Origin of the sequence: Rhizobium croatiense, assembly GCF_019793465.1 — a bacterium.
GTDB lineage: Bacteria > Pseudomonadota > Alphaproteobacteria > Rhizobiales > Rhizobiaceae > Rhizobium > Rhizobium croatiense.
This window is the reverse complement of sequence record NZ_JAILYJ010000014.1, coordinates 14,502-33,985: the sequence shown is the minus strand read 5'-3', so window position 1 is coordinate 33,985 and position 19,484 is coordinate 14,502. Positions and strand designations below refer to the sequence as shown.

Sequence of the window (19,484 nt, the reverse complement as noted above, 5' to 3'; positions counted from 1 at the left end):
CGGGGACAAACAGTCCCCGTTCGTGCCAACTGGCGACAAGCCCTTTCCTTTTCAGGGATTTGGCCATCGCATCTGGGGAGCGGGGAGCGGCCGCTTGGCGGGGACGGCTGGATCCACGAGATCAAACATGCCGCCTGACACCGCCAAGCGCAAGGCCGCAGTTGGTGTTGGCGAGATCTTAATCGCCCGTGGAACGTCCTTTGGTCGCAGTGGCATCAGTCATATCAAAGACGGCAGCATTATCCTGGATTTCGCGAAGGCCTTTATACGAGGGGTGGCGGAGACTGCCCTCGCGCGTCCAGCCGCGAAACTCGATTTCGGCGATGAGGGTCGGCTGGGAAAAGACGAGGCGCTTTCCTTTCAGCGGCACAACAGGTTTTTTCGTTTGGAGACGGTTCAACGTCTTGCGCAAATCCTCCGCCTCCGTTCGATTGAACCCCGTGCCGACCGATCCGACATAGATCCAGCCTTGACCCTTGCGACCCGCAAGCAAAAGACTGCCGAGCCCGCCGCGGGTGCTGGCGGATTCCTCGTACCCGACGATCATGAAACTGTCGCTCTGGACGCACTTGATCTTCTGCCAGTCCCCGAGACGACCACTTCGGTAAGGGCTGTCCCTGCGCTTGGCAATAATGCCTTCCAGGCCCAGATGGCAGGCGTGCTCAAGCAGTTCCTCGCCAGCCAAATCCAGGTCTTGCGAGAACCGAATGGCACCATAGCCGGTCTCGGGAATCAGATCCTGCAGAAGATGACGGCGGACCGAGAGCTCGGTGCGCGTCAGGTCGTGACCATCGAAGTATAACAGATCGAAGGCGCAGAAGACGGATTCGGTTGAGATCCGCTTGCCGCCTCTGCCGCCGAGCGAGCGCTGCAACGCTCCAAAGTCGGACCGACCCTCTTCATCGAGAACGACGGCTTCTCCGTCGAGAATGCAGCTCGTTACACCGAGCTCTCTTGCCCCTGCGACGATAGTTGGGAATCGGTGGGTCCAGTCATGGCCGCCGCGGGTGAGGATGCGAATGCTCCTTGGCTCGATGTGGATCGCCAATCGGTAGCCGTCCCACTTCACCTCATAGAGCCAATCCGGCCCTTGCGGCACCGTTTGCTTCAACAACGCCAGGCAGGGCTCCACTCTGGACGGCATTGCATCGAACGGCAGGCTTGGCTGATCGGGATCACGCCGGCGGACAGGTCGAGATTGTATCGACGAACTGGACTCGCGAAGGAGGGGGACGGAGCGTTGCCGTGGTCTGGTCATTGCTCAATGCCTGCCGGATCGGTTCTCGGCATCGACGGATTTGCGCAGGGCTTCCATGATGTTGATGACGTTGCTGGGAGCCGGCTCTGCCTTTTCCCTGGCCTTCGATTTTACCCTGGCAGGCTTCTTCATCTGTTTCTTCTTGGCCTCGATGATGTCGAGCAGCCTATCCTGCACGGGGTCGGAGACCATCTTCGGGTTCCAATGCTGCGTCTGCTTCTTGATCAGCTGCTGAATCAGCGGCATCATTTGGCTGTCCGCCGGTTGATCATCCACCCGCTCGAAGTAGCTCTCCGCGTCGCGCACTTCGTCACCGTATCGCAGGGTCCAAAGGACGATCCCCTTGCCGCGTGGCTCCAGCATGACGGCGCGCTCGCGGCGCGCAATCACCAGCCGGGAGATGCCGACCATGTCCTCAGCCGCCATCGCATCGCGGATCACCGAGAATGCCTCCTGGCCCACCGGATCGTCGGGTGAAAGATAGTAGGGCGTGTCGAGCCAGATCCATTCGACGCTGTTGCGGGGCGTAAACACTCCGATATCGATCGTCTTGGTGCTTTCAAGCGCAACGTTCTCCAGCTCCTCGTCTTCGAGTAAGACGTATTCGTTCTCACCGCGCTGATAGGCTTTCACTTCGTCTTCATCTTTCACGTCCTTGCCGGTGACGGCATCGACATAATGGCTGACGACGCGGTTTTGAGTTGCGCGATTGAGCGTGTGAAAGCGCACCTTCTCGTTTTCGGAGGTGGCCGGCATCATCTGCACCGGGCAGGTGACGAGCGATAGCTTCAGATACCCTTTCCAATATGGCCGGATCGCCATGGCAACCTCCGATCACCCGGCCCGGCGCTGATGAGCGCCGCCGGGGCTGCGAGATTTCGGCGCCGATGCGCTTGCGGCCTTCTGCCTGCTCTTGCCGGCATTGGCATTTGCGGCGGTGCGCTTCGTCTTTGCTGGGGTCGTCATGCCGGCGCTTTCGCGCAGTGCCTGTAACAGGTCGCTCGGTTTTGCAGCGGGCGCGGCCTTTTTCTTCGGAAGAGTGCGGCCTTCGATTTTGGCCTTCACCAGTTCGGCGACGGCGGCTTCGTAACGGTCGTCGAATTCCTTCGGATCGAACTCGCCCTTCTTGGTGTTGATGATGTGCTTGGCAAGCTCCAGCATCTCGCCTTCGATCTTGAGATCCGGCATCTCCTCGAAAGCCTTCTCGGAGGAGCGGACTTCATAGTCGAAGTTCAAAGTGGAGCCCACTAGCCCTTTGCCAAGGGGGCGGATGAGAAGCGTCCGCAAACGCCGAAACAGCACCGTCCGGGCGATGGCCGCGACCTTGGCCTTCTTCATGCCATCCCTCAGAAGCTTGAAAGCGTCGCTGCCCATGGTGTCGGGGGCCAGATAATAAGGCTTGTCGAAATAGACGTCGTCGACCTCGTCATAAGGAATAAACGCCTCCACCTTCAGCGTTTTGTCGCTTTCGGGAATGGCGGCGGCGACCTCCTCGGGCTCGAGGACGACGTAGCGACCATCTTCGATCTCGAAACCCTTAACCTGGTCCTCGCGTTCGACCGGATCGCCGGTCTCACCGTCCACGAATTCTCGGCGCACCCGATTGCCGGTCTTCCTGTTCAGCGTGTGAAACGCAATCCGCTCGGATGTGGAGGCGGCGGTGTAGAGTGCCACGGGGAAAGCAACCTCCCCGAACTTGATAAAGCCTTTCCAATTCGCTCTCGGGGCAACCATTTCGCACGCGCTCCCTGCCGCAACCAGTGCGAGTCAACCGAATCACTTTACGATTGGTTCCGAATCAAAACGAATCAAATTTCAATAGCTTAGCCAAAATGATTCACGCGTTTTCCGAGTCTCGATCATCCCTTTGAATCTGATCGATCTTTTTCACGCCGGGGGCTTTCCGCGACGGGAGCAACCAGGAGGTGGGCAGCCTGAGGAGTGGTTTTGATCCTCGACTGCTCAATCGACGCGTCGTCCTTCGCCATCGAACACATGCAGATATTGTGGCGGGAAGGCGACGTTGACCTTCGGCCCTGCCTTCAGCGCTTCGCGGTCCAATGTGAAGATCTTGAAGGGCAGCCGGTGCAGGGCCAGGTGCAGGATAATGCCGAAGCCGGTGGGCTCGACGAGCTCGACATCAGTGGCAAGCCCCGCCCCGTCATTGGTCATCAGCACATGCTCCGGCCGGATGCCGAGCGTCACCTTGGCTCCATCCGCCAGCGGCAGCGGCTTTGCCAGCGGCACGATCGTACCGTCCTTCAGCCTCACACCACCTGCTTCATAGGTCGCGTCGAGGAAATTCATCCCCGGCGAGCCGATAAAGCCGGCGACGAAAAGGTTGGCGGGGCGGTCGTAGAGTTCCAGGGGGCTGCCGACCTGCTGCACCACCCCGCCATGCATGGCGACGATCCGGTCGGCCAGCGTCATCGCCTCGATCTGGTCATGGGTGACATAGATCGAGGTCGCCTTCAGCTCCCCATGCAGTTTCTTGATTTCGGCGCGCATCTGTTCGCGCAGGCGCGCATCGAGATTGGACAGCGGCTCGTCGAACAGGAAGGCCTTCGGCTGGCGGACGATCGCGCGGCCCATGGCGACGCGCTGGCGCTGGCCGCCGGACAGCGCCTTCGGCCGTCGTTCGAGCAGTGGATCGAGGCCGAGCTTGGCCGCAACGGCGGAGACGGCGCTGGCGATCTTCTCCTTCGCCGTTTTCCGGAGCCTCAGGCTGTAGCTCATATTGCCGGCGACGTTCATATGCGGATAGAGCGCGTAGGACTGGAACACCATGGCGATGTCGCGATCCCTGGGATGCCGCTCGTTCACTCTGGCGCCGGCAATGCGGATTTCACCAGATGTGACATCTTCGAGCCCGGCGATCATGCGCAAGAGCGTGGACTTGCCGCAGCCGGAGGGACCGACCAGCACGACGAATTCGCCGTCCCGGATTTCGAGATCGACGCCGTGCAGCACCTGCACATGGCCATAGGCTTTGCGGATATTCTGGATATCGATCGATGCCATTTGTTTAACCCTTGACCGCGCCGGCCGTCAGGCCCTGGACGAGATAACGCTGGATGAGCAGGAAGAAGAGGCCGGCCGGGATGAGCGCCATGACGCCGGCCGCCATCATCTGCCCGAAATCCACCGAGAATTTCGAAACGAAAGTGAGAAGGCCGACGGGGAAGGTCGCCGCATCATTGCCGTTGATCAGCATCAGCGCGAAGAGCAGCTCGCTCCAGGCGGCCGTGAAGACGAAACCGAGGGTGGCGGCGATGCCGGGCAGCGTCAGCGGCAGAATGATCTGACGGAAGGCCGTGAACTGCGTGGCGCCGTCGATCATCGCCGCCTCTTCCAAATCCCTGGGGATGCCGTCGAAGAAGGACTGCATCAGGAAGGTGGCGAATGGCACGTTGAAGGCGGTGTAGACGATGACGAGCCCGGTCAGGCTGTTGGTCAGATGTAAGGGCGACAGGATCTTGAAGATCGGCGCGACCAGCATGACGAGCGGAAACATCTGGGTCAGCAGCATCAGCGCGACGATCCAGTATTTCGCCCGGAAATTGAAGCGCGACAGGGCATAGCCGGAGAGCGAGGCGCAGACCGTCACGGTCACCGCCGTCGAGGCCGAGACGATCAGGCTGTTCTTGAAGAAGGTCGGAAAGGCGCTGTGCTGCAGCACGAAGGCATAATGATCCCAGCTCGTGCGCGACGGCCACATGCGCACGCCCTCGCTATAGAGCAGGTCGTTCGGCGTCACCGAGACCTTGAGAAGCCAGAACAAGGGAAAAAGCGCGAAGGCGATGTAGCAGAGGATCGCCAGACGGTGTGCGATGGTGGGGATGACGGATCGTCTCATAGTCTCAATCCTTGTTCAGCAGCGTCTGCCTGAGCAGGATGATCAGCATCGAATAGGCAAGCAGCAGCACCAGCAGCACCAGCGCGATCGCCGAGGCATAACCGAAATCGAGCCGCTTGAACGCGGTCGTGAAGATGTAGCTCGCGACGATCTGCGTGCGGTCGGCCGGCCCGCCATTGGTCATGACCACGATGAGATCGGCGAAATTGGAGATCCACACGGTGCGCAGAAGCACGGTGATGGCGATGGTCGGCGCGAGAAACGGCAGGGTGATCGAGCGGAAGCGCTGGAACCAGCCGGCACCGTCGATCGACGCTGCCTCATAGAGATCGCGCGGGATCGCCTGCAGGGCCGCCAGCAGCGTGATGGCGAAGAAGGGAATGCCCCACCAGACATTGGCGATGATCGGCCCCCACATCGCATAATTGGGATCGGACAGGATATTGCCCGGCTCGTGCATCAGCCCGAGGGCGAAAAGCCAGTGCGGGATCGGTCCGATGACAGGATTGAACAGCCAGGCCCAGTTGAGGCCGGCGAGAAAGGACGGCACGGCCCAGGGCAGGAAGACCAGCGCCTGGGCGATCGCCCTGCCCTTAAACGGCTTGTCGAGCAGCAGCGCCAGGATGAGCCCGAAGACGAATTGCAGGACGACGGAAGCGCCGGTCCACCAGAGCGTGTTCCTGAGCGCGCCATAGAAGGCGGCATCCGTAGAAAGCTCACGGAAATGTTCGAGCCCGACGAAGCCGCCGGAAAATGGATTGAGCAGCTGGATATCGCGGAAGGCGTAGGAGACACCCAATGTCAGCGGCACCAGCATCACCGCGATGATCAGGATCAGTGACGGGGTGCTGTAGAGATAGGGCTCCGAAGCATCGGCAAGACGACGCAGCCACGGCCTGCGGTCGCGACGCATGTCGAGCATATCGGCGGAAATGGTCATCAGTGCGTAATTTCCATTGTCTACCCGGTTGAGAATTCTCGCGCGGCTGATGCTTCTGAAAACTGGGCGACTGCGGCCCCCTCATCCGACCCTTCGGGCCACCTTCTCCCCGGTGGGGAGAAGGGGATGGAGAGGTTGCGGCATATTCCCTTCTCCCCACCGGGGAGAAGGTGCCGGCAGCCGCCCCCTTTCCCGCTATTTCTTGCTCAAAAACTTCTGCTGCGCCTTGGTCAGATAGTCCGCCCACTGGTCGGCCAGATCCTTCGCCGAGATGTCGCCGAGCAAGGCCTGCTGCGAGGTCTTGATCGCCAGCGAATCCTTGAAGAAGGCGAACTCCTCCAGATAGGTCGGCATCACGGTCGGCACCGTGTTCGGGTCCGCCAGTTCCTCGAACCAGCCCTTGAACTGATCACCGGCGTAGAAGGGATCCTTCTCGGCCGACGCATAGGCCGGCAGGGCGCCGATGCGCTTGTTCCATTCGAGATTGCCTTCTGGCCCTTCGAGGGTGGCGATCAGCTTCCAGGAGAGTTCCTTGTTGGCGCTGGTCGAAAACATCGACCAGCCGCCGTAGCCGATGGTCGGGAAGGACTTGCCGTCAGGGCCTTTCGGCAGCGGTGCGACGCCGAAATCCTCTTTCTTCATGCGCTCGGCGATGGCGATCAGCGCATCCGGATCCTGGTCGAGGAAGGCGCAGGTGCCGGAATAGAAGCCGGCGACGACTTCGTTGAAGCCCCAGTTGACGCTGTCCTTCGGCGCATAGCCCTTCTTGTAGAGATCGACCATCCATTCGATGCCCTTGGCCCAGCCGGGACTGTTCATCGTCGAGGTGCCGTCTTCGTTGAAGTATTTGTTCGAGCCGGCCATCGAGGCAGCGAAGATCATCCAGCCGTTGAGGCCGCCCGGCCCGCCTCGCATGCAGTAGCCGTATTTGCCCGGCAGCTTCGAGACTTTTTCGGACGCGGCAGTGAATTCGTCCAGCGTCTTCGGCGGCCCGGCGACGCCAGCTTCCGAGAGCAGCTTCTTGTTGTAGAACATCGCCCTCAAATAGAAGCCGTAGGGCAGCATATAGGCGGTGTTCTTGACGTCGCGGCCGAGTTCGAGGGCGCGCGGCGTCAGCTCCTTGGTGTGCTCCCACTTTTCGAGATAGGGCTCGAGGCTTTCAAGCATGCCGTTATTGGCATAGAGCGACAGCCAGGTATCGGGCATTTCCATCACGTCCGGCACGTCGCCGGCCGACACCATCGTGGCGAACTTCTGGAAGGCTTCGTTCCAGGGCAGCGAGATGATGTCGACCTTGGTGCCGGGATTGGCGGCCTCGAACTTGCCGACGATCGATTTCAGCGTTTCGGTGCGCTCCGGGCTGGTGATGACTTCGACCAGTTTCAGCGTCGTGTCGGCAAAGGCCGTGCCCGCCATCAGCGAAGCAAAGAGCGTCGAGATTATTAGTTTTTTCATGCTCAGTTCCCCCTTTTCGGTTTCTCTCGGGTTTCAGGATTGCGAGGCGGCGAGCGCCTCCTCGATGTCCCTCCACAGCGCCTCGGTTCCTTCGAGGCCGACATGGAGGCGTACGGATCGCGCATGGATGCCGAAGGTTTGCGCGGAATTCGGCTGTGCCTTCTGCTGCAGCACCACCTCGCCCGGTACGATCAGGCTTTCGTGCCCACCCCAGCTTACACCCAATTTGAAGAGCTTGAGGTGATCGGCGAAGGCGCGGATATCGACGCCTTCGCGAAAGATGAAGGAAAACAGGCCCGAGGTGCCGTTGAGCCCGGCCGGCAGGCGGTTGGCGAGGCCGGGATGGCAAACCGTCTCCACCACCTCAAGCCGCTGCAGGCGCCGGGCGATTTCCAGCGCCGACGCCTCATGCGCCTTCATGCGCAGCGGCAGCGTGCGCAGGCCGCGGATCAGCAGCCAGGCGTCGAAGGGCGAAAGCTTGCCGCCCAGATAAGGATAGGCCTCGGCCTTGATGCGCGCGATCATCTCCTTCGAGCCGGCGACGATGCCCGCCACCACATCGCTGTGGCCGCCGAGATATTTCGAGGCCGAATGGATGACGAGATCGACGCCGAGCGTCAGCGGCCGCTGAAAGAACGGGCTCGCCCAGCTGTTATCGATCATCGAGACGATGCCGTGGCGTTTGGCCAGGGCTGCGAGCGCGCCGACGTCATGCGCCTCCATCACCCAGCTCGTCGGGCTTTCCAGATACAGGAGCTTGGCGCCGGGCAGCGCTTTGGCGACCGCCTCCTCGTCGCGCCCGTCGACATAGGTCACTTCGATCTTCATCCGCTTCAGGATGGTGCCGAACAGGCGGAAGGCATCGGGATAGACATGTTTGACGGCGACGATGCGGTCGCCCGGCTCGACGAAGCTCAGCACGGATGACGAGATCGCCGCCATGCCGCTGGCAAAACCCAGCGCATCCTCCGCACCTTCGAGCTTGGCCAGCATTTCCTCGAAGGCGCGCACCGTCGGGTTCAGCCCGCGCGTATAGGTCGGCCGGACCTTCTCGCCACGATAGACGGTGATCATCTCGTCATAATCGGAAAAGGTGAAAAGCGATGTCTGGAAGATCGGCGGTACGACGGCGTCGGCGAAGTTGCCGTCGTCATGGGCAGTGATGATGGAGGCAAGATCGAACGGGTCGGCGCCGCTGCTCATTTGGACATTTCCTTGATGTCTTCCTCGACGATATCGAGAATTTTCAACGTTTCGGCGCGCGCCGCCTCGGCATCTCCGGCGGCGATCGCGTTGAAAAGGGTGCGGTGAAAGGGAAAGGACCGGCGGGCGAAATCCTGCCGGTCGAAGGGGTGCTCCCAGAAGCGCTCGAAAGTCTCGCGCATCTGCTCGAGCAGCTGGCGAAACAGGGGATTGTGGGTGGCGTCGTAGACGGCGAGATGGAAGGCGAGATCCTCCGGCCCGGATGTGCCCTTCTCCAGATGCACCCGCTCCATCGCGTTGAGTTTCTCCTCGATGACGACGAGATCCTTTTTCGTGCGCCGCCTGGCTGCGACCATGCCCGCCTCGCATTCGATGCCGCGGCGCACTTCGAGCGTCTGCAGCAGTGCGTCGCGCAGATGCGCCGCATCGAACGACAGCGGCATATGGATCGTTGCCCGGGACACCGGCTTCAGCAGATAGGTGCCGCTGCCCTTGCGCGTCTCGATGACGCCGAGCGCCTGAAAATGGCGGATCGCCTCGCGAATGGTCGAACGCCCGACGGCAAGGGCGGCCATCAGCTCACGCTCGGCCGGCAGCCGGTCACCCGCCTGCAGGCGCGCGTCTTCGACGTAATCCGCCAGCGCATCGGTCACCTGACGTGCGCGGTCGATAACCGGAAGCGGCCGGATTACCGGCCTGTCGCTACGATTTGCCTTCATGGTTCCCCATTTTTCTTCCAGGCAGTCGTGAAATTGGTCTGACATCTTAGCATTTCTCAAACGACGACAGCCGTCAAGTCGGCGACATCGATTTCTAATCCCTCCCTTCACATTGTCCTTTTGTCTGCCAGAAACCGCGCACGTACCTTCATTCTCGGAGACGATCTTCGCTGCCGCAGGCGGACTGACCGTAATTCCGAAACAGGGTGTGCAATTTTTTCGGTCTGACCTTGCCTGAAGGTCGTGGTCGGCCGTCTAGCGGATACGCCCGATCCGCGACAGCAGAATGGCCGGCAGAATGCCGATCAGCACAATGGCGAGCGCGGCAATCGAGGCCTCTTCGTAAGTGCCTCTCGCAGCCTCTCCATAAAGATGGGTTGCGAAAGTCTCGACATTGAGTGGCCGCAGGAGGAGCGTCGCCGGCAGCTCCTTCACACAATCGACGAAGACCAGCAGGGCGGCAGCCGAGATTGCCGCCTTCGAGAGCGGCAAATGCACGTATCGCAGCGTGCCTGCGGTAGATTGGCCCAGCGAACGCGAAGCATGATCAAGCGATAGGGAAATGCGCGAGAGACCGGCTTCTATACCGCCGGCGGAGATCGCCAGAAACCGCACGATAAGCGCATAAATGACGGCAGCACCCGATCCTATAAGGAGCAGGCCAGTCGACACGCCAAACAAGGAAAACGCGGCGCGATCGATAAACTGATCGAACCCGGCAAGGAGGATCAGCACGCCGATGGCGACCACGGTCCCGGGAGCAGCATAACCCATTGTGGAACAGCGCAGGAGCCAGGAGGACGGCTGGCCCGGACGCAGGCGGGTGGCGTAAGCAGCGAGAAGCCCAAGGATGACGGTCGCGGTTGTCGCCAGGGTGGCGATAACAAGCGTATTCACGGCCTCATCGATGATGCGAGGGGATATGCCGGCGAAACGATAGCGTTTTGCCGCTTCGATCAAGAGATAGAGCGCGGGCGCGAGGAAGCCGAGGATGACCGGCAGAAGACCGCCGAGAAACAGCAGCATGCCCTTTCCCAAGGATACCCGCCGCGGTTGGAAACGCCGCATCCGGCGTACATCGATCGAGTAGCGCTGCTTGCGTCGCGCCCATCGCTCGACCGCAACAAGCGCGACGACGATGAGAAGAAGGGCAAGGGCGATCTGCGACGCTCCCGATAAATCGGAGCGGGTGATCCAGGTCGTGTAGATGGAAACGGTGATCGTGCGGACACCGAGGAATTCGGCGGCGCCGATATCGTTCAACGTCTCCATCAGAGCAAGGCTGATACCCACGGCAACAGCCGGGCGCGCGAGCGGCAGGGCCACCCGCCAGAAGACCGCGCGGCGAGATGTGCCAAGCGTGCGTGCCGCGTCGACGAGATTACCGGATTGGGTCAGGAACATCGCGCGGGTCGGAATGTAGACATAGGGGTAGAGCACGATTCCGAGAAGCAGGATGCAGCCTGCCATGGAACGGACGTCCGGAAGGCGAAACTGGCGCGGGCTCTCGTAGCCGAGCAGCCAGCGCACGGCATCCTGCACCGGACCGATCGGATGCAGTATATCCAGATAGGCATAAGCGACGATGTAGGTCGGAACGGCAAGCGGCAGAAGCAACATCCATTCCAGAGCACGCCTGCCGGGAAAATCATAGGCCGTCACCAGCCATGCCGTCGTCGTGCCGACCACGGCAGTGATGACCCCGACCCCAGCAAGGAGGACGACGGTGTCGAGAAGCGCGACCGGAAGGATGGTGGAGAAAAGATGTCCCCAAAGACCGGCCGAGCCCTTCGAGGCTTCGATAAGCAATCCCCCGATCGGCAGAATGGCAATGAGGGCGATAGTAACACCAATTGCCAGCCATGCGCTGCCAGGGCGCTTTGCAGAGCGGGCGGGCGCCTGGCTGGGAAACATCACGCGATCCATTCTCGGGGAGGAAGGCGCCTCTCAGCGGCGCCTTCCCTGTTCTTTAGTTGTCAAAGCCGACCTTGTCCACGAGTTCGCTCGCCTGCTTGCGATGGCTGACGATCTCGGACAAGGGCTTGCTGTCGATCTTCAGTTCGCCAAAGGATGCGATGATCGGATCGGCCGCGACGCCGGCCTTCACGGGATATTCGTAATTGGCCTCGGCATAGATCTTCTGCGCTTCGTCAGAGACGAGATATTCGAGAAGCTTGACGGCTTCGGCCTTGTTCGGTGAATGCTTGGCGATTGCCGCGCCGCTGACATTCACTTGCGTCCCGCCGTTCTTGAAGGTCGGCAGGACGACCTTGATGGCATCGCCCCATTTGACCTGCTCTTCGCCACCCTTGCCGGATCGCATCAAGCCAACATAATAGGAGTTGGCGATACCGATATCGCAAATGCCGCCGAGGATATCCTTGGCCGCATCGCGATCGCCGCCGGCTGCCTTGCGGCCGAGGTTGTCCTTGACACCCTTCAGCCATTTCTCGGCGTCTGCCGCGCCGTAATGGGCGATGTAGTCAGCAAACAGGGCCGTATTATAGGGGTGCTGGCCCGAGCGAATGCAGATCTTGCCCTTCCACTTGGGGTCGGCAAGCTCCTCGTAATTGAATGCGCTGATATCAAGGTCCTTGGCCGCGTAAAGCACGCGGGCGCGCATCGAAAGCGCAAACCAGTTGCCCTTGGCATCACGCAGCTGTTCCGGGATAGCCGAGTTCAGCACAGATGATTCCACCGGTTGCGTTACTCGTTTATCGACCAGATCGACAAGGTTGCCGGCATCGACGGCCATCAGGATGTCAGCTGGCGAGCTGGCACCTTCGGAGGCGACACGCTCTGCGAGGCCGTCCTTCAGGAAAATGGTATTGACCTTCGTACCGGTCGACTTGGTGAATGCCTCCAGAAGAGGTGCAATCAGAGCCGGTTCTCTCGTCGTGTAAAGGTTGATTTCTGCAGCGGCGGCGATGCCAGGCGACATCAGCGCCGAAGCAGCAAGCAGCATGGATGTGAGGATAGAGCGCGAATTCATTATGTCCCTCCGCGAATGAATGCGCATTGCTTGCAGCAGTTCATGACCCTGAGAGTCAAGTTTTCCGCGGAACTTGAACCCAAATATCACGGAAACTTGATGCGGAGGTTAGCAGAATGCGCTCACCGTGAGCTTTCAAAAAGCCAGCAGCCGCTCGGGGAGGATTGAGATCTCAATATCCTCCGCATCAACGGGCAACCGCTCCAAGGCTCTCGCCTTAAGCGGCACCTCAAGGCGATCGACCTTCAACGTGATCTGCTCGAATTCACCATGCAGAACGCGGTTTTCGATACGAGCGGGGATTCCCGAGCCGGGGGACAGCGCGACAGCATGCGGCCGGATATAAACGGTCACGGAGCTTGCCGGCGGACGGTCGAGCGTATAGGCGAAGTTGCCGATCGCGGTCTCGATCCATCCGCCACGGTAAACGCCGGGAACTTTGCTGGACGCGCAAAAAAACTCTGCCGCATAGGCATTCGTCGGTCGGTCGTGCAGATCATAGGCGGAGCCGGACTGGACGATTTCACCTGCCCGCATCAGGACCACCTGGTCGCCGACGGAAAGTGCTTCCTGGGGATCATGCGTCACGATGATCACAGTCGTGCCAAGTGCCCTCAACAGGCTCAAGGTGTCGCTGCGTACCCTCCCGCGCAGACCCTGATCCAGATTGGAAAAGGGCTCGTCCATCAGGACAATACTCGGTCGGGGCGCCAGGGCGCGGGCGAGCGCGACACGCTGCTGTTCACCGCCGGAGAGGGTGTGCGGATAGCGATGCGTCAGATGTTCGATTCCGACCTTGCTGATCATCTCCTCTGCCCGCGCGGCTGCTTCGCTCTTCGGAAGTCGCTTGAGACCGAAGAGGACATTGTCCCGTACGGTCAGATGCGGAAAGAGAGCATAGTCCTGGAAGACGAAGCCGACGCCACGCGCCTCCGGCTCGACGAAAGTAGCCGAACTTGCGACCTCGCGACCGTCGAGGACGATGCGGCCGGATTCCGGTATCTCGACACCGGCAATCATGCGCAGGAGCGTAGACTTGCCGCAACCGGAATGGCCCACGAGCGAAACCGCGTCTCCGCGCCGAATATGAAGAGAAAGATCGCGCACGGCTGCAGTGATGCCGAAGCGACGGCTAACATTTTCCAGACGTACTGCGATTTCGCTCATTTCAGCTTTCATGCTCGCCGGCGGGTTCCAGTGCAAGTCCTGCCCCCTAGAACACACCGAGGCGAATGGGGACAAGCGCAATCTGTCCCTCCATGAGGCAATCTGCAGTCACTGTCACCCTTGGAGGCGTGAACGCGATCAACTGTACCGTTTCGATATGTACGGGCATTTGCACAGGGCCAGCCATTGTCCGTTCGAGCAGCTCATGACATCCTCCGGAGGTTGCAGCCAAAACATGGGCTCCGAAGCATGCGCGACTATGTGAAAAGCAAGGACTTTCACCGCCATATGCGGTCGCTGCTGGCCTCACGATTTCAGGAGCTCGGCTGGGAATCGCAAGCAACCGGCAAATGCAGCTTTGTCCGTGGCAGGAGGGTTTTCTGGTTACAGATATCCCAATATTCAAACAGCGTGACCGGCGCCAAATTTACCATCAACATGACCGAGGGCTCCGGCGCCGCCAACGACACACGCATATTGCGTCAGCTGGACGACGCGGATCGAGCCGCTGGCAAAGCTTTGGAAGAGCGCATCATCGCGCGTCTTCCCCGGCCGGATCCCGATCCGGACGTTGAAGTCGTCGGCGACCACGGTGAAACCGTCTTGGTAAAACTCGGTGATCTGGCGAAGGCAAATCCGAGACAATGGGATGGCCCCTCCGACGTCTGGCTGCCTTACTTCAGCAGATCCGACCTCGACGATTGGGCTGCCTTTCTCTTGCCGCGCCTCGACCGGCTGGTTGCGTCCTCCTCGCCTGAAATGACCGATCAGTTGCTATGGACTCAGCGGTTTCGCCAACTCATCGGATTTCTTCGTCCGAAATAGGCGATGCCGTAGATTTGACTGACTTGGCAGTAAGCCAACCAGCTAGCGACCTCCGAAGCGCCCCGGTTCCTGGCACATGATGCGTCGCAGCCACAGAAATGGCGCGAATCTCCAATAGTCACTTGTCGCGATTGATAATGGACCACGTTCGATGTAATCGACGGAAGATGGGCAATATGTACCGTACCATGTTGAGCAGACTGCTCTTCTTCGTACGGCTGGCGATCGTCGTATCGCTGGCTGGGTACAGCATATCCAACGTCGATGCCGCCATGCACGGCCCTGGCCTGCAAGTGGAAAAGACGGTATCGAGCGCCACAGCGCACGGCAACCACGACGACATGGCCAGCGTTTCAAATCACACGCACTCACATGGCGATGCGGCCGACGACGATGGTTCCTCCAAGGTCGTCAAACAGGAATGCTGCAAAGATTTTTGCGGCGGCTTCGTGCTTCTGTGCGCGGGCCAGAGCTTAGGCGGGCCGGTTGTCGCCTCGATCCGGCAGTTTGTCGACGACCAGCACCTGCTGGGGGAATTGCCGCTCCTGGATCGCCCGCCGAATATCTGATGAGGGATACACCCGCTTGATCGGGTCCAGTCGGTCGCCTGCCTGCATCTGGGCAAGCACACCGCAGGCTATCTCTTTTTCGGAAATTTCATAATGAGACTCTCGCTTTTCGTGGTGGGGCTGCCGCTTGTCTGCGGTGGCTGCGCATCAACGCTTCCTCCCGACGTCGTGGCGTCTTCCGCCGCGGTCGAAGAGCCGTCCGCGCGCCCGGTCGCCTACCGGTCACCAGTTTCGGGCTATGTCACCAGGCAGCCGGTCGATCCCAAGCCGTGGCGCAGACAGAACGATCTGCAGTCTCCTCAGAAGGGAGGCGACTCATGATCGGCCCTAGAAGATTCGCCACGATGCTGGCATTCCCGGTGATATTGAGCGGCTGCGTCACGGGTGCCGAATATTCAAGCAAGCAAGCGGGCTTTGCTTCCGTTGCCGACAAGACGGCGATCGTGACGACGAAGCAGGCGGTCTGGATACAGAACCAGAACCAGGCCCGATCGGCGGCGGCGCAGGTAAAGAGCCTGCTCGCGCGAAAGAAGACCCTCGATGTCGAGATTGCAGTTCAGATCGCCCTGCTCAACAACAAGGGCCTCCAAGCCGCCTATGCCGATCTCGGTGACAGCGCCGCCGACGCCTGGCAGTCGACAATGTTCATCAACCCGACCGTCTCCATTGGCACAACGGGAATCGGGACGCCGGAGCTGGAGGCGTTCAAGACCATCGAAGGGATGATCACGACGAACATCCTGGCGCTCGCGACCAGGAACCGGGACGTGGCAATCGCCGACACCCGTTTCCGGCAGGCGCAACTGACCGCGGCCGTAAAGGCGCTCCAGCTTGCCGCCGATACCCGACGTGCCTGGATCGGTGCAGTGGCGGCCTGGGAGACTGTCGGGCAGCTGCAGCGCGCCCAGGCGGCGGCGGACGCGGCTTCCGAGCTGGCGGAGAAGCTGGGCGAGACCGGCGCGATGACCAAGGGCGCCCAGGCCCGCGAACATGTGTTCGTCGCCGAACTTGCCGGAGAGACGGCCAAGGCCCGCCTGTCGGCACGCCTTGCCAAGGAGGAACTGACGCGGCTCATGGGCCTATGGGGCACCGACCTCGACTATCAGGTACCGAACAGCCTTGCGCCGCTACCAAAGATCGTCGCCAAACGAGACGCGATCGAGGCCGAGGCACTCCGAAACCGGATAGACCTTCAGGTCGCAAAACTCGAAATCGAGGCTATCGCCAGGTCCTACGGGCTCACCGAGGCGACACGCTATGTCACCGACCTCGAGATTCTGACCGGCTTCGAAACGGAACGGGAAATCGAGGATGACGAGAAGAAGACGAGGACGACCAGCCAGGTCGAGCTGGAGTTCGCCATTCCGATCTTCGACACCGGGAAGGCCCGGATGCGCAAGGCTGAGCTGGCTTACATGCGGGCGGCGAACCAGCTCGCCGAAAAGGCCGTCAACGTCCGCTCGGAGGCGCGCGCCGCCTACGAAGCGTATCGCTCGAACTACGACATCGCGCGACACTACCGCAACAATGTCGTGCCGTTGCGCACCAAGGTCGAGGAGGAGTCACTGCTGTCCTACAACGGCATGATCACCAACACCTTCGAGCTGCTGGCTGACACGCGCGACAAGATCAATGCCATCCTGCTCTCCGTCAATGCGAAACGCGACTTCTGGCTGGCCGAAGCCAATCTCGCGCCCGCGATCTATGGCGGCGGCGCGGGGACCCTGTCCGCCGAGACCGAGGTCGCCGCTGCTTCCGAAAGCAGCGGTGGCGGCGGCCATTGAAAAAGGAGCCCACCATGTTCAACAGAAGACAACTGTTCGGAGCAAGCGCGGCCCTGCTGGCCGCCGGCGCCTGGACGAAGACCTCGGCCATGGGTCTCCCGGACGCTGCCACAATGGAATCGGCGGACATGCAGCCGCCGCTCCACCCGACCTCAGGGCCGGACTACCAGCCGGTCGTCACCCTCAACGGCTGGACCCTGCCTCACCGGATGAACAACGGCGTCAAGGAGTTCCACCTCGTCGCCGAACCCGTGGAACGTGAGATGGCCGACGGCATGACCTCGTACCTGTGGGGTTACAACGGCCAGTCGCCAGGACCGACGATCGAGGCTGTCGAAGGCGACCGGGTTCGCATCTTCGTTACCAACAAGCTGCCGGAACACACGACGATCCATTGGCATGGAATGATCCTGCCATCGGGAATGGACGGCGTCGGCGGCCTGACGCAGCCGCACATCCCCGTCGGCAAGACCTATGTCTACGAGTTCGACCTGGTGAAGTCCGGTACATTCATGTACCACCCGCATTCCGACGAGATGGTGCAGATGGCGATGGGCATGATGGGCTTCTTCGTCGTCCATCCGAAGGATCCGACGTTCATGCCCGTCGACCGCGACTTCGTCTTCCTGCTCAACGCTTACGACATTGATCCCGGCTCCTATGTACCGCGCGTCATGGAGATGACCGACTTCAACATGTGGTGCTGGAACAGCCGCGTGTTTCCGGGCATCAGCCCGCTGGTCGTCTCGAAGAACGACAGGGTGCGCGTGCGCGTCGGCAACCTGACGATGACCAACCACCCCGTTCACATGCACGGCTACGACTTCCAGGTGACATGCACGGATGGCGGATGGGTGCGGCCGGAAGCACGCTGGCCCGAGGTCAGCATCGACGTCCCGGTCGGTGCAATGCGGGCCTATGAGTTCGACGCCAAATATCTCGGCGATTGGGCGATCCACTGCCACAAGTCGCATCATACGATGAACGCGATGGGGCACGACATCCCGACCTTCATTGGAGCTGACAAGTCGAAGGTCGCCGAGAAGATCAGGAAGCTGCAGCCTGAATACATGCCCATGGGCACCAAAGGCATGGCCGACATGGGCGAGATGGAAATGCCCATCCCCGAAAACACAATCCCCATGATGACAGGCTGGGGGCCGCACGGTCCTATCGAGATGGGCGGCATGTTCTCGGTCGTGAAAGTCCGCGAAGGCATCTCCGCGGACGATTACTCCGATCCGGGCTGGTATGAAAACCCTCCCGGAACACAGGCCTGGGAGTGGACCGGCGAACTGCCGGACGCGACCAAGGCGAAAGACGCAAAGACGCAAATCACCCCGAAGCCGACAAGGGGCTAAGGCTCAATTCCCACGTCCAGAAAGGATATATGTATGAAGAACCATCTACTCGCATTGGCGTTCGTCGCCTTGGCAAGCCCGGCTTTCGCATCCGGCAATCACGCCGGCGGCCACGGTGAGAAAATGGCGGTTGGCGAGCCTGGCGACAAGGCAAAGGCAACGCAGACGATCCGCGTCACGATGACGGAAACCGACGATGGCAAGATGCTGTTCACGCCGGCCGTCTTCTCCGTCCGCAAGGGGCAGACGGTTAAGATCGCGATCAGGAACGCAGGCACGGTCGACCACGAATTCGTACTCGATCAGCAAGACAAGATCCTGGAGCACAAGAAGGTCATGGAGAAGTTCCCGGAAATGGAACATGCCGATGCCAACTCCATCCGCCTCCCGGCCGGTCAATCCGGCGAGATCGTCTGGAAGTTCACGAGCGACGGCGCGTTCAAGTTCGCCTGCCTGATCCCTGGCCATTACGAAGCCGGCATGCATGGCGATGTCACCGTCTCCAGGAAGTGAACCTCAATAAAGGAGCAATGAAAATGAAATCCGCAATAATCAAATTCGGGCTGGCCGCTTTGCTCTCAACCTCGGCAGCCGCGGGTGCGTTCGCCCAGGAATTCACCAAGGGCTTCGTCAATAAGGTCGACGCCAAGGCGAAGAAGGTCACCATCAAGCATGAAGACCTGAAGAATCTCGACATGCCCGCGATGACCATGGTCTTCCGGGTAGAAGACCCCGCTCTTCTCGAAAAGCTGAAGGAAGGTTCGAACATAGAGTTCGTCGCCGAACGCCTGAATGGCAAGCTGACCGTCACTGAGTTAAAATAGCGAACGGCTGCCGCCCGGGGCCTAGCTGGGCGGCAGCACATCGAGGAGTGTATACATGCGCAGGAGAAGCTTCATCGCAATTGCGGCGTCCGCACTGGCGTTCCCTGGCCGATGGGCCCTTGCCGCCATGGTGAAGATGACGGTCTACAAGGATCCCGCTTGCGGCTGCTGTCATGAATGGTCGAAGGCGATGGCCGCGGCAGGATTCTCCGTCGACGCCCGCGACACCGACGACCTCGCCGCGGTAAAGGCGCGGCTGGGCGTTCCTTCCGACCTTGAGGGCTGCCACACCGCCGTCGTCGGGGATTACTATCTTGAGGGACACGTGCCGCTCACGGCCGTCCAGCGACTGCTGCTGGAGCGGCCGGCGCTCCGCGGGTTGGCCGTGCCGGGCATGCCGTCGGGTTCATTGGGAATGGGCGACGACCTGCAGGCGTCCTATGACGTTTATGCGATCCCCTCCGGGTCCGGGGCACCATACGTGTTCACGGAGGTCAGGCCCAGGTAGGGCTGATGACCAAGGTCCATCAG

20 protein-coding genes are annotated in these 19,484 nt (G+C 60.7%); 8 read left to right on the top strand and 12 right to left on the bottom strand.

Features of this window, described 5'->3' with window-relative positions; translation table 11 throughout:
* Positions 1–178: 178 nt before the first annotated feature.
* The 12 genes from ligD to K6M89_RS21490 form a co-directional block, all read right to left on the bottom strand.
* The gene (ligD, locus tag K6M89_RS21545; protein WP_222140899.1) at positions 179–1,258 is read right to left on the bottom strand and encodes a non-homologous end-joining DNA ligase; all 1,080 of its coding nucleotides are present in this window, start codon (positions 1,256–1,258) and stop codon (positions 179–181) included.
* Positions 1,259–1,261: 3 nt separating this feature from the next.
* A complete protein-coding gene (ku, locus tag K6M89_RS21540) occupies positions 1,262–2,080 on the bottom strand; it encodes a non-homologous end joining protein Ku (RefSeq protein WP_222140898.1) in 819 nt (272 codons plus the stop codon).
* Between the two features lie 12 nt (positions 2,081–2,092).
* Positions 2,093–2,992 carry a non-homologous end joining protein Ku gene (gene ku, locus K6M89_RS21535; protein WP_222140897.1) on the bottom strand — a complete coding sequence of 300 codons (900 nt, stop codon included), beginning with the start codon at positions 2,990–2,992 and terminating at the stop codon, positions 2,093–2,095.
* 228 nt (positions 2,993–3,220) lie between these two features.
* Positions 3,221–4,279, bottom strand: coding sequence for an ABC transporter ATP-binding protein (locus tag K6M89_RS21530; RefSeq protein ID WP_222140896.1), 1,059 nt, complete (start codon positions 4,277–4,279; stop codon positions 3,221–3,223).
* 4 nt (positions 4,280–4,283) lie between these two features.
* Complete coding sequence (locus tag K6M89_RS21525; protein WP_064685763.1) at positions 4,284–5,114, bottom strand: carbohydrate ABC transporter permease; 831 nt, start codon at positions 5,112–5,114, stop codon at positions 4,284–4,286.
* A gap of 4 nt (positions 5,115–5,118) precedes the next feature.
* A complete protein-coding gene (locus tag K6M89_RS21520; protein ID WP_222140895.1) occupies positions 5,119–6,054 on the bottom strand; it encodes a carbohydrate ABC transporter permease in 936 nt (311 codons plus the stop codon).
* A 195-nt stretch (positions 6,055–6,249) separates the two neighbouring features.
* Complete coding sequence (locus K6M89_RS21515; RefSeq protein ID WP_222140894.1) at positions 6,250–7,509, bottom strand: ABC transporter substrate-binding protein; 1,260 nt, start codon at positions 7,507–7,509, stop codon at positions 6,250–6,252.
* A 33-nt stretch (positions 7,510–7,542) separates the two neighbouring features.
* Positions 7,543–8,712: a PLP-dependent transferase gene (locus K6M89_RS21510; RefSeq protein ID WP_222140893.1), complete on the bottom strand. Its 1,170-nt coding sequence runs from the start codon at positions 8,710–8,712 to the stop codon at positions 7,543–7,545.
* Positions 8,709–9,431, bottom strand: coding sequence for a FadR/GntR family transcriptional regulator (locus K6M89_RS21505; protein WP_097584438.1), 723 nt, complete (start codon positions 9,429–9,431; stop codon positions 8,709–8,711). The genes K6M89_RS21510 and K6M89_RS21505 overlap by 4 nt, the downstream gene beginning before the upstream one ends.
* Positions 9,432–9,686: 255 nt before the next feature.
* Entirely contained in the window at positions 9,687–11,345 is a 1,659-nt protein-coding gene (locus tag K6M89_RS21500; protein ID WP_222140892.1) for an ABC transporter permease, read from the bottom strand.
* 55 nt (positions 11,346–11,400) lie between these two features.
* Positions 11,401–12,396, bottom strand: a complete 996-nt coding sequence (locus K6M89_RS21495; protein ID WP_438826589.1) for an extracellular solute-binding protein — start codon at positions 12,394–12,396, stop codon at positions 11,401–11,403.
* Between the two features lie 162 nt (positions 12,397–12,558).
* Positions 12,559–13,590 (bottom strand): ABC transporter ATP-binding protein, encoded by a 1,032-nt coding sequence (locus tag K6M89_RS21490; protein WP_097584440.1) that lies wholly within the window; start codon positions 13,588–13,590, stop codon positions 12,559–12,561.
* Between the two features lie 249 nt (positions 13,591–13,839).
* Here K6M89_RS21490 and K6M89_RS21485 point away from each other — a divergent pair, with 249 nt between their 5' ends.
* From K6M89_RS21485 to K6M89_RS21455, 8 genes are all read left to right on the top strand, one after another.
* Positions 13,840–14,415, top strand: coding sequence for a hypothetical protein (locus tag K6M89_RS21485; protein WP_222140890.1), 576 nt, complete (start codon positions 13,840–13,842; stop codon positions 14,413–14,415).
* Positions 14,416–14,582: 167 nt separating this feature from the next.
* The gene (locus tag K6M89_RS21480) at positions 14,583–14,984 is read left to right on the top strand and encodes a hypothetical protein (protein ID WP_097584444.1); all 402 of its coding nucleotides are present in this window, start codon (positions 14,583–14,585) and stop codon (positions 14,982–14,984) included.
* Positions 14,985–15,077: 93 nt separating this feature from the next.
* Positions 15,078–15,305: a hypothetical protein gene (locus K6M89_RS31155; RefSeq protein WP_246642616.1), complete on the top strand. Its 228-nt coding sequence runs from the start codon at positions 15,078–15,080 to the stop codon at positions 15,303–15,305.
* Complete coding sequence (locus K6M89_RS21475) at positions 15,302–16,768, top strand: TolC family protein (protein ID WP_222140889.1); 1,467 nt, start codon at positions 15,302–15,304, stop codon at positions 16,766–16,768. The genes K6M89_RS31155 and K6M89_RS21475 overlap by 4 nt, the downstream gene beginning before the upstream one ends.
* 14 nt (positions 16,769–16,782) lie before the next feature.
* Positions 16,783–18,129 carry a multicopper oxidase family protein gene (locus tag K6M89_RS21470; protein WP_222140888.1) on the top strand — a complete coding sequence of 449 codons (1,347 nt, stop codon included), beginning with the start codon at positions 16,783–16,785 and terminating at the stop codon, positions 18,127–18,129.
* 33 nt (positions 18,130–18,162) lie between these two features.
* On the top strand, positions 18,163–18,642 hold the full coding sequence (locus K6M89_RS21465; protein WP_222140887.1) for a cupredoxin domain-containing protein: 480 nt from the start codon (positions 18,163–18,165) through the stop codon (positions 18,640–18,642).
* Between the two features lie 23 nt (positions 18,643–18,665).
* Positions 18,666–18,953 carry a copper-binding protein gene (locus K6M89_RS21460; RefSeq protein WP_222140886.1) on the top strand — a complete coding sequence of 96 codons (288 nt, stop codon included), beginning with the start codon at positions 18,666–18,668 and terminating at the stop codon, positions 18,951–18,953.
* A gap of 55 nt (positions 18,954–19,008) precedes the next feature.
* A complete protein-coding gene (locus tag K6M89_RS21455; protein ID WP_222140885.1) occupies positions 19,009–19,461 on the top strand; it encodes a DUF411 domain-containing protein in 453 nt (150 codons plus the stop codon).
* Positions 19,462–19,484: the final 23 nt, after the last annotated feature.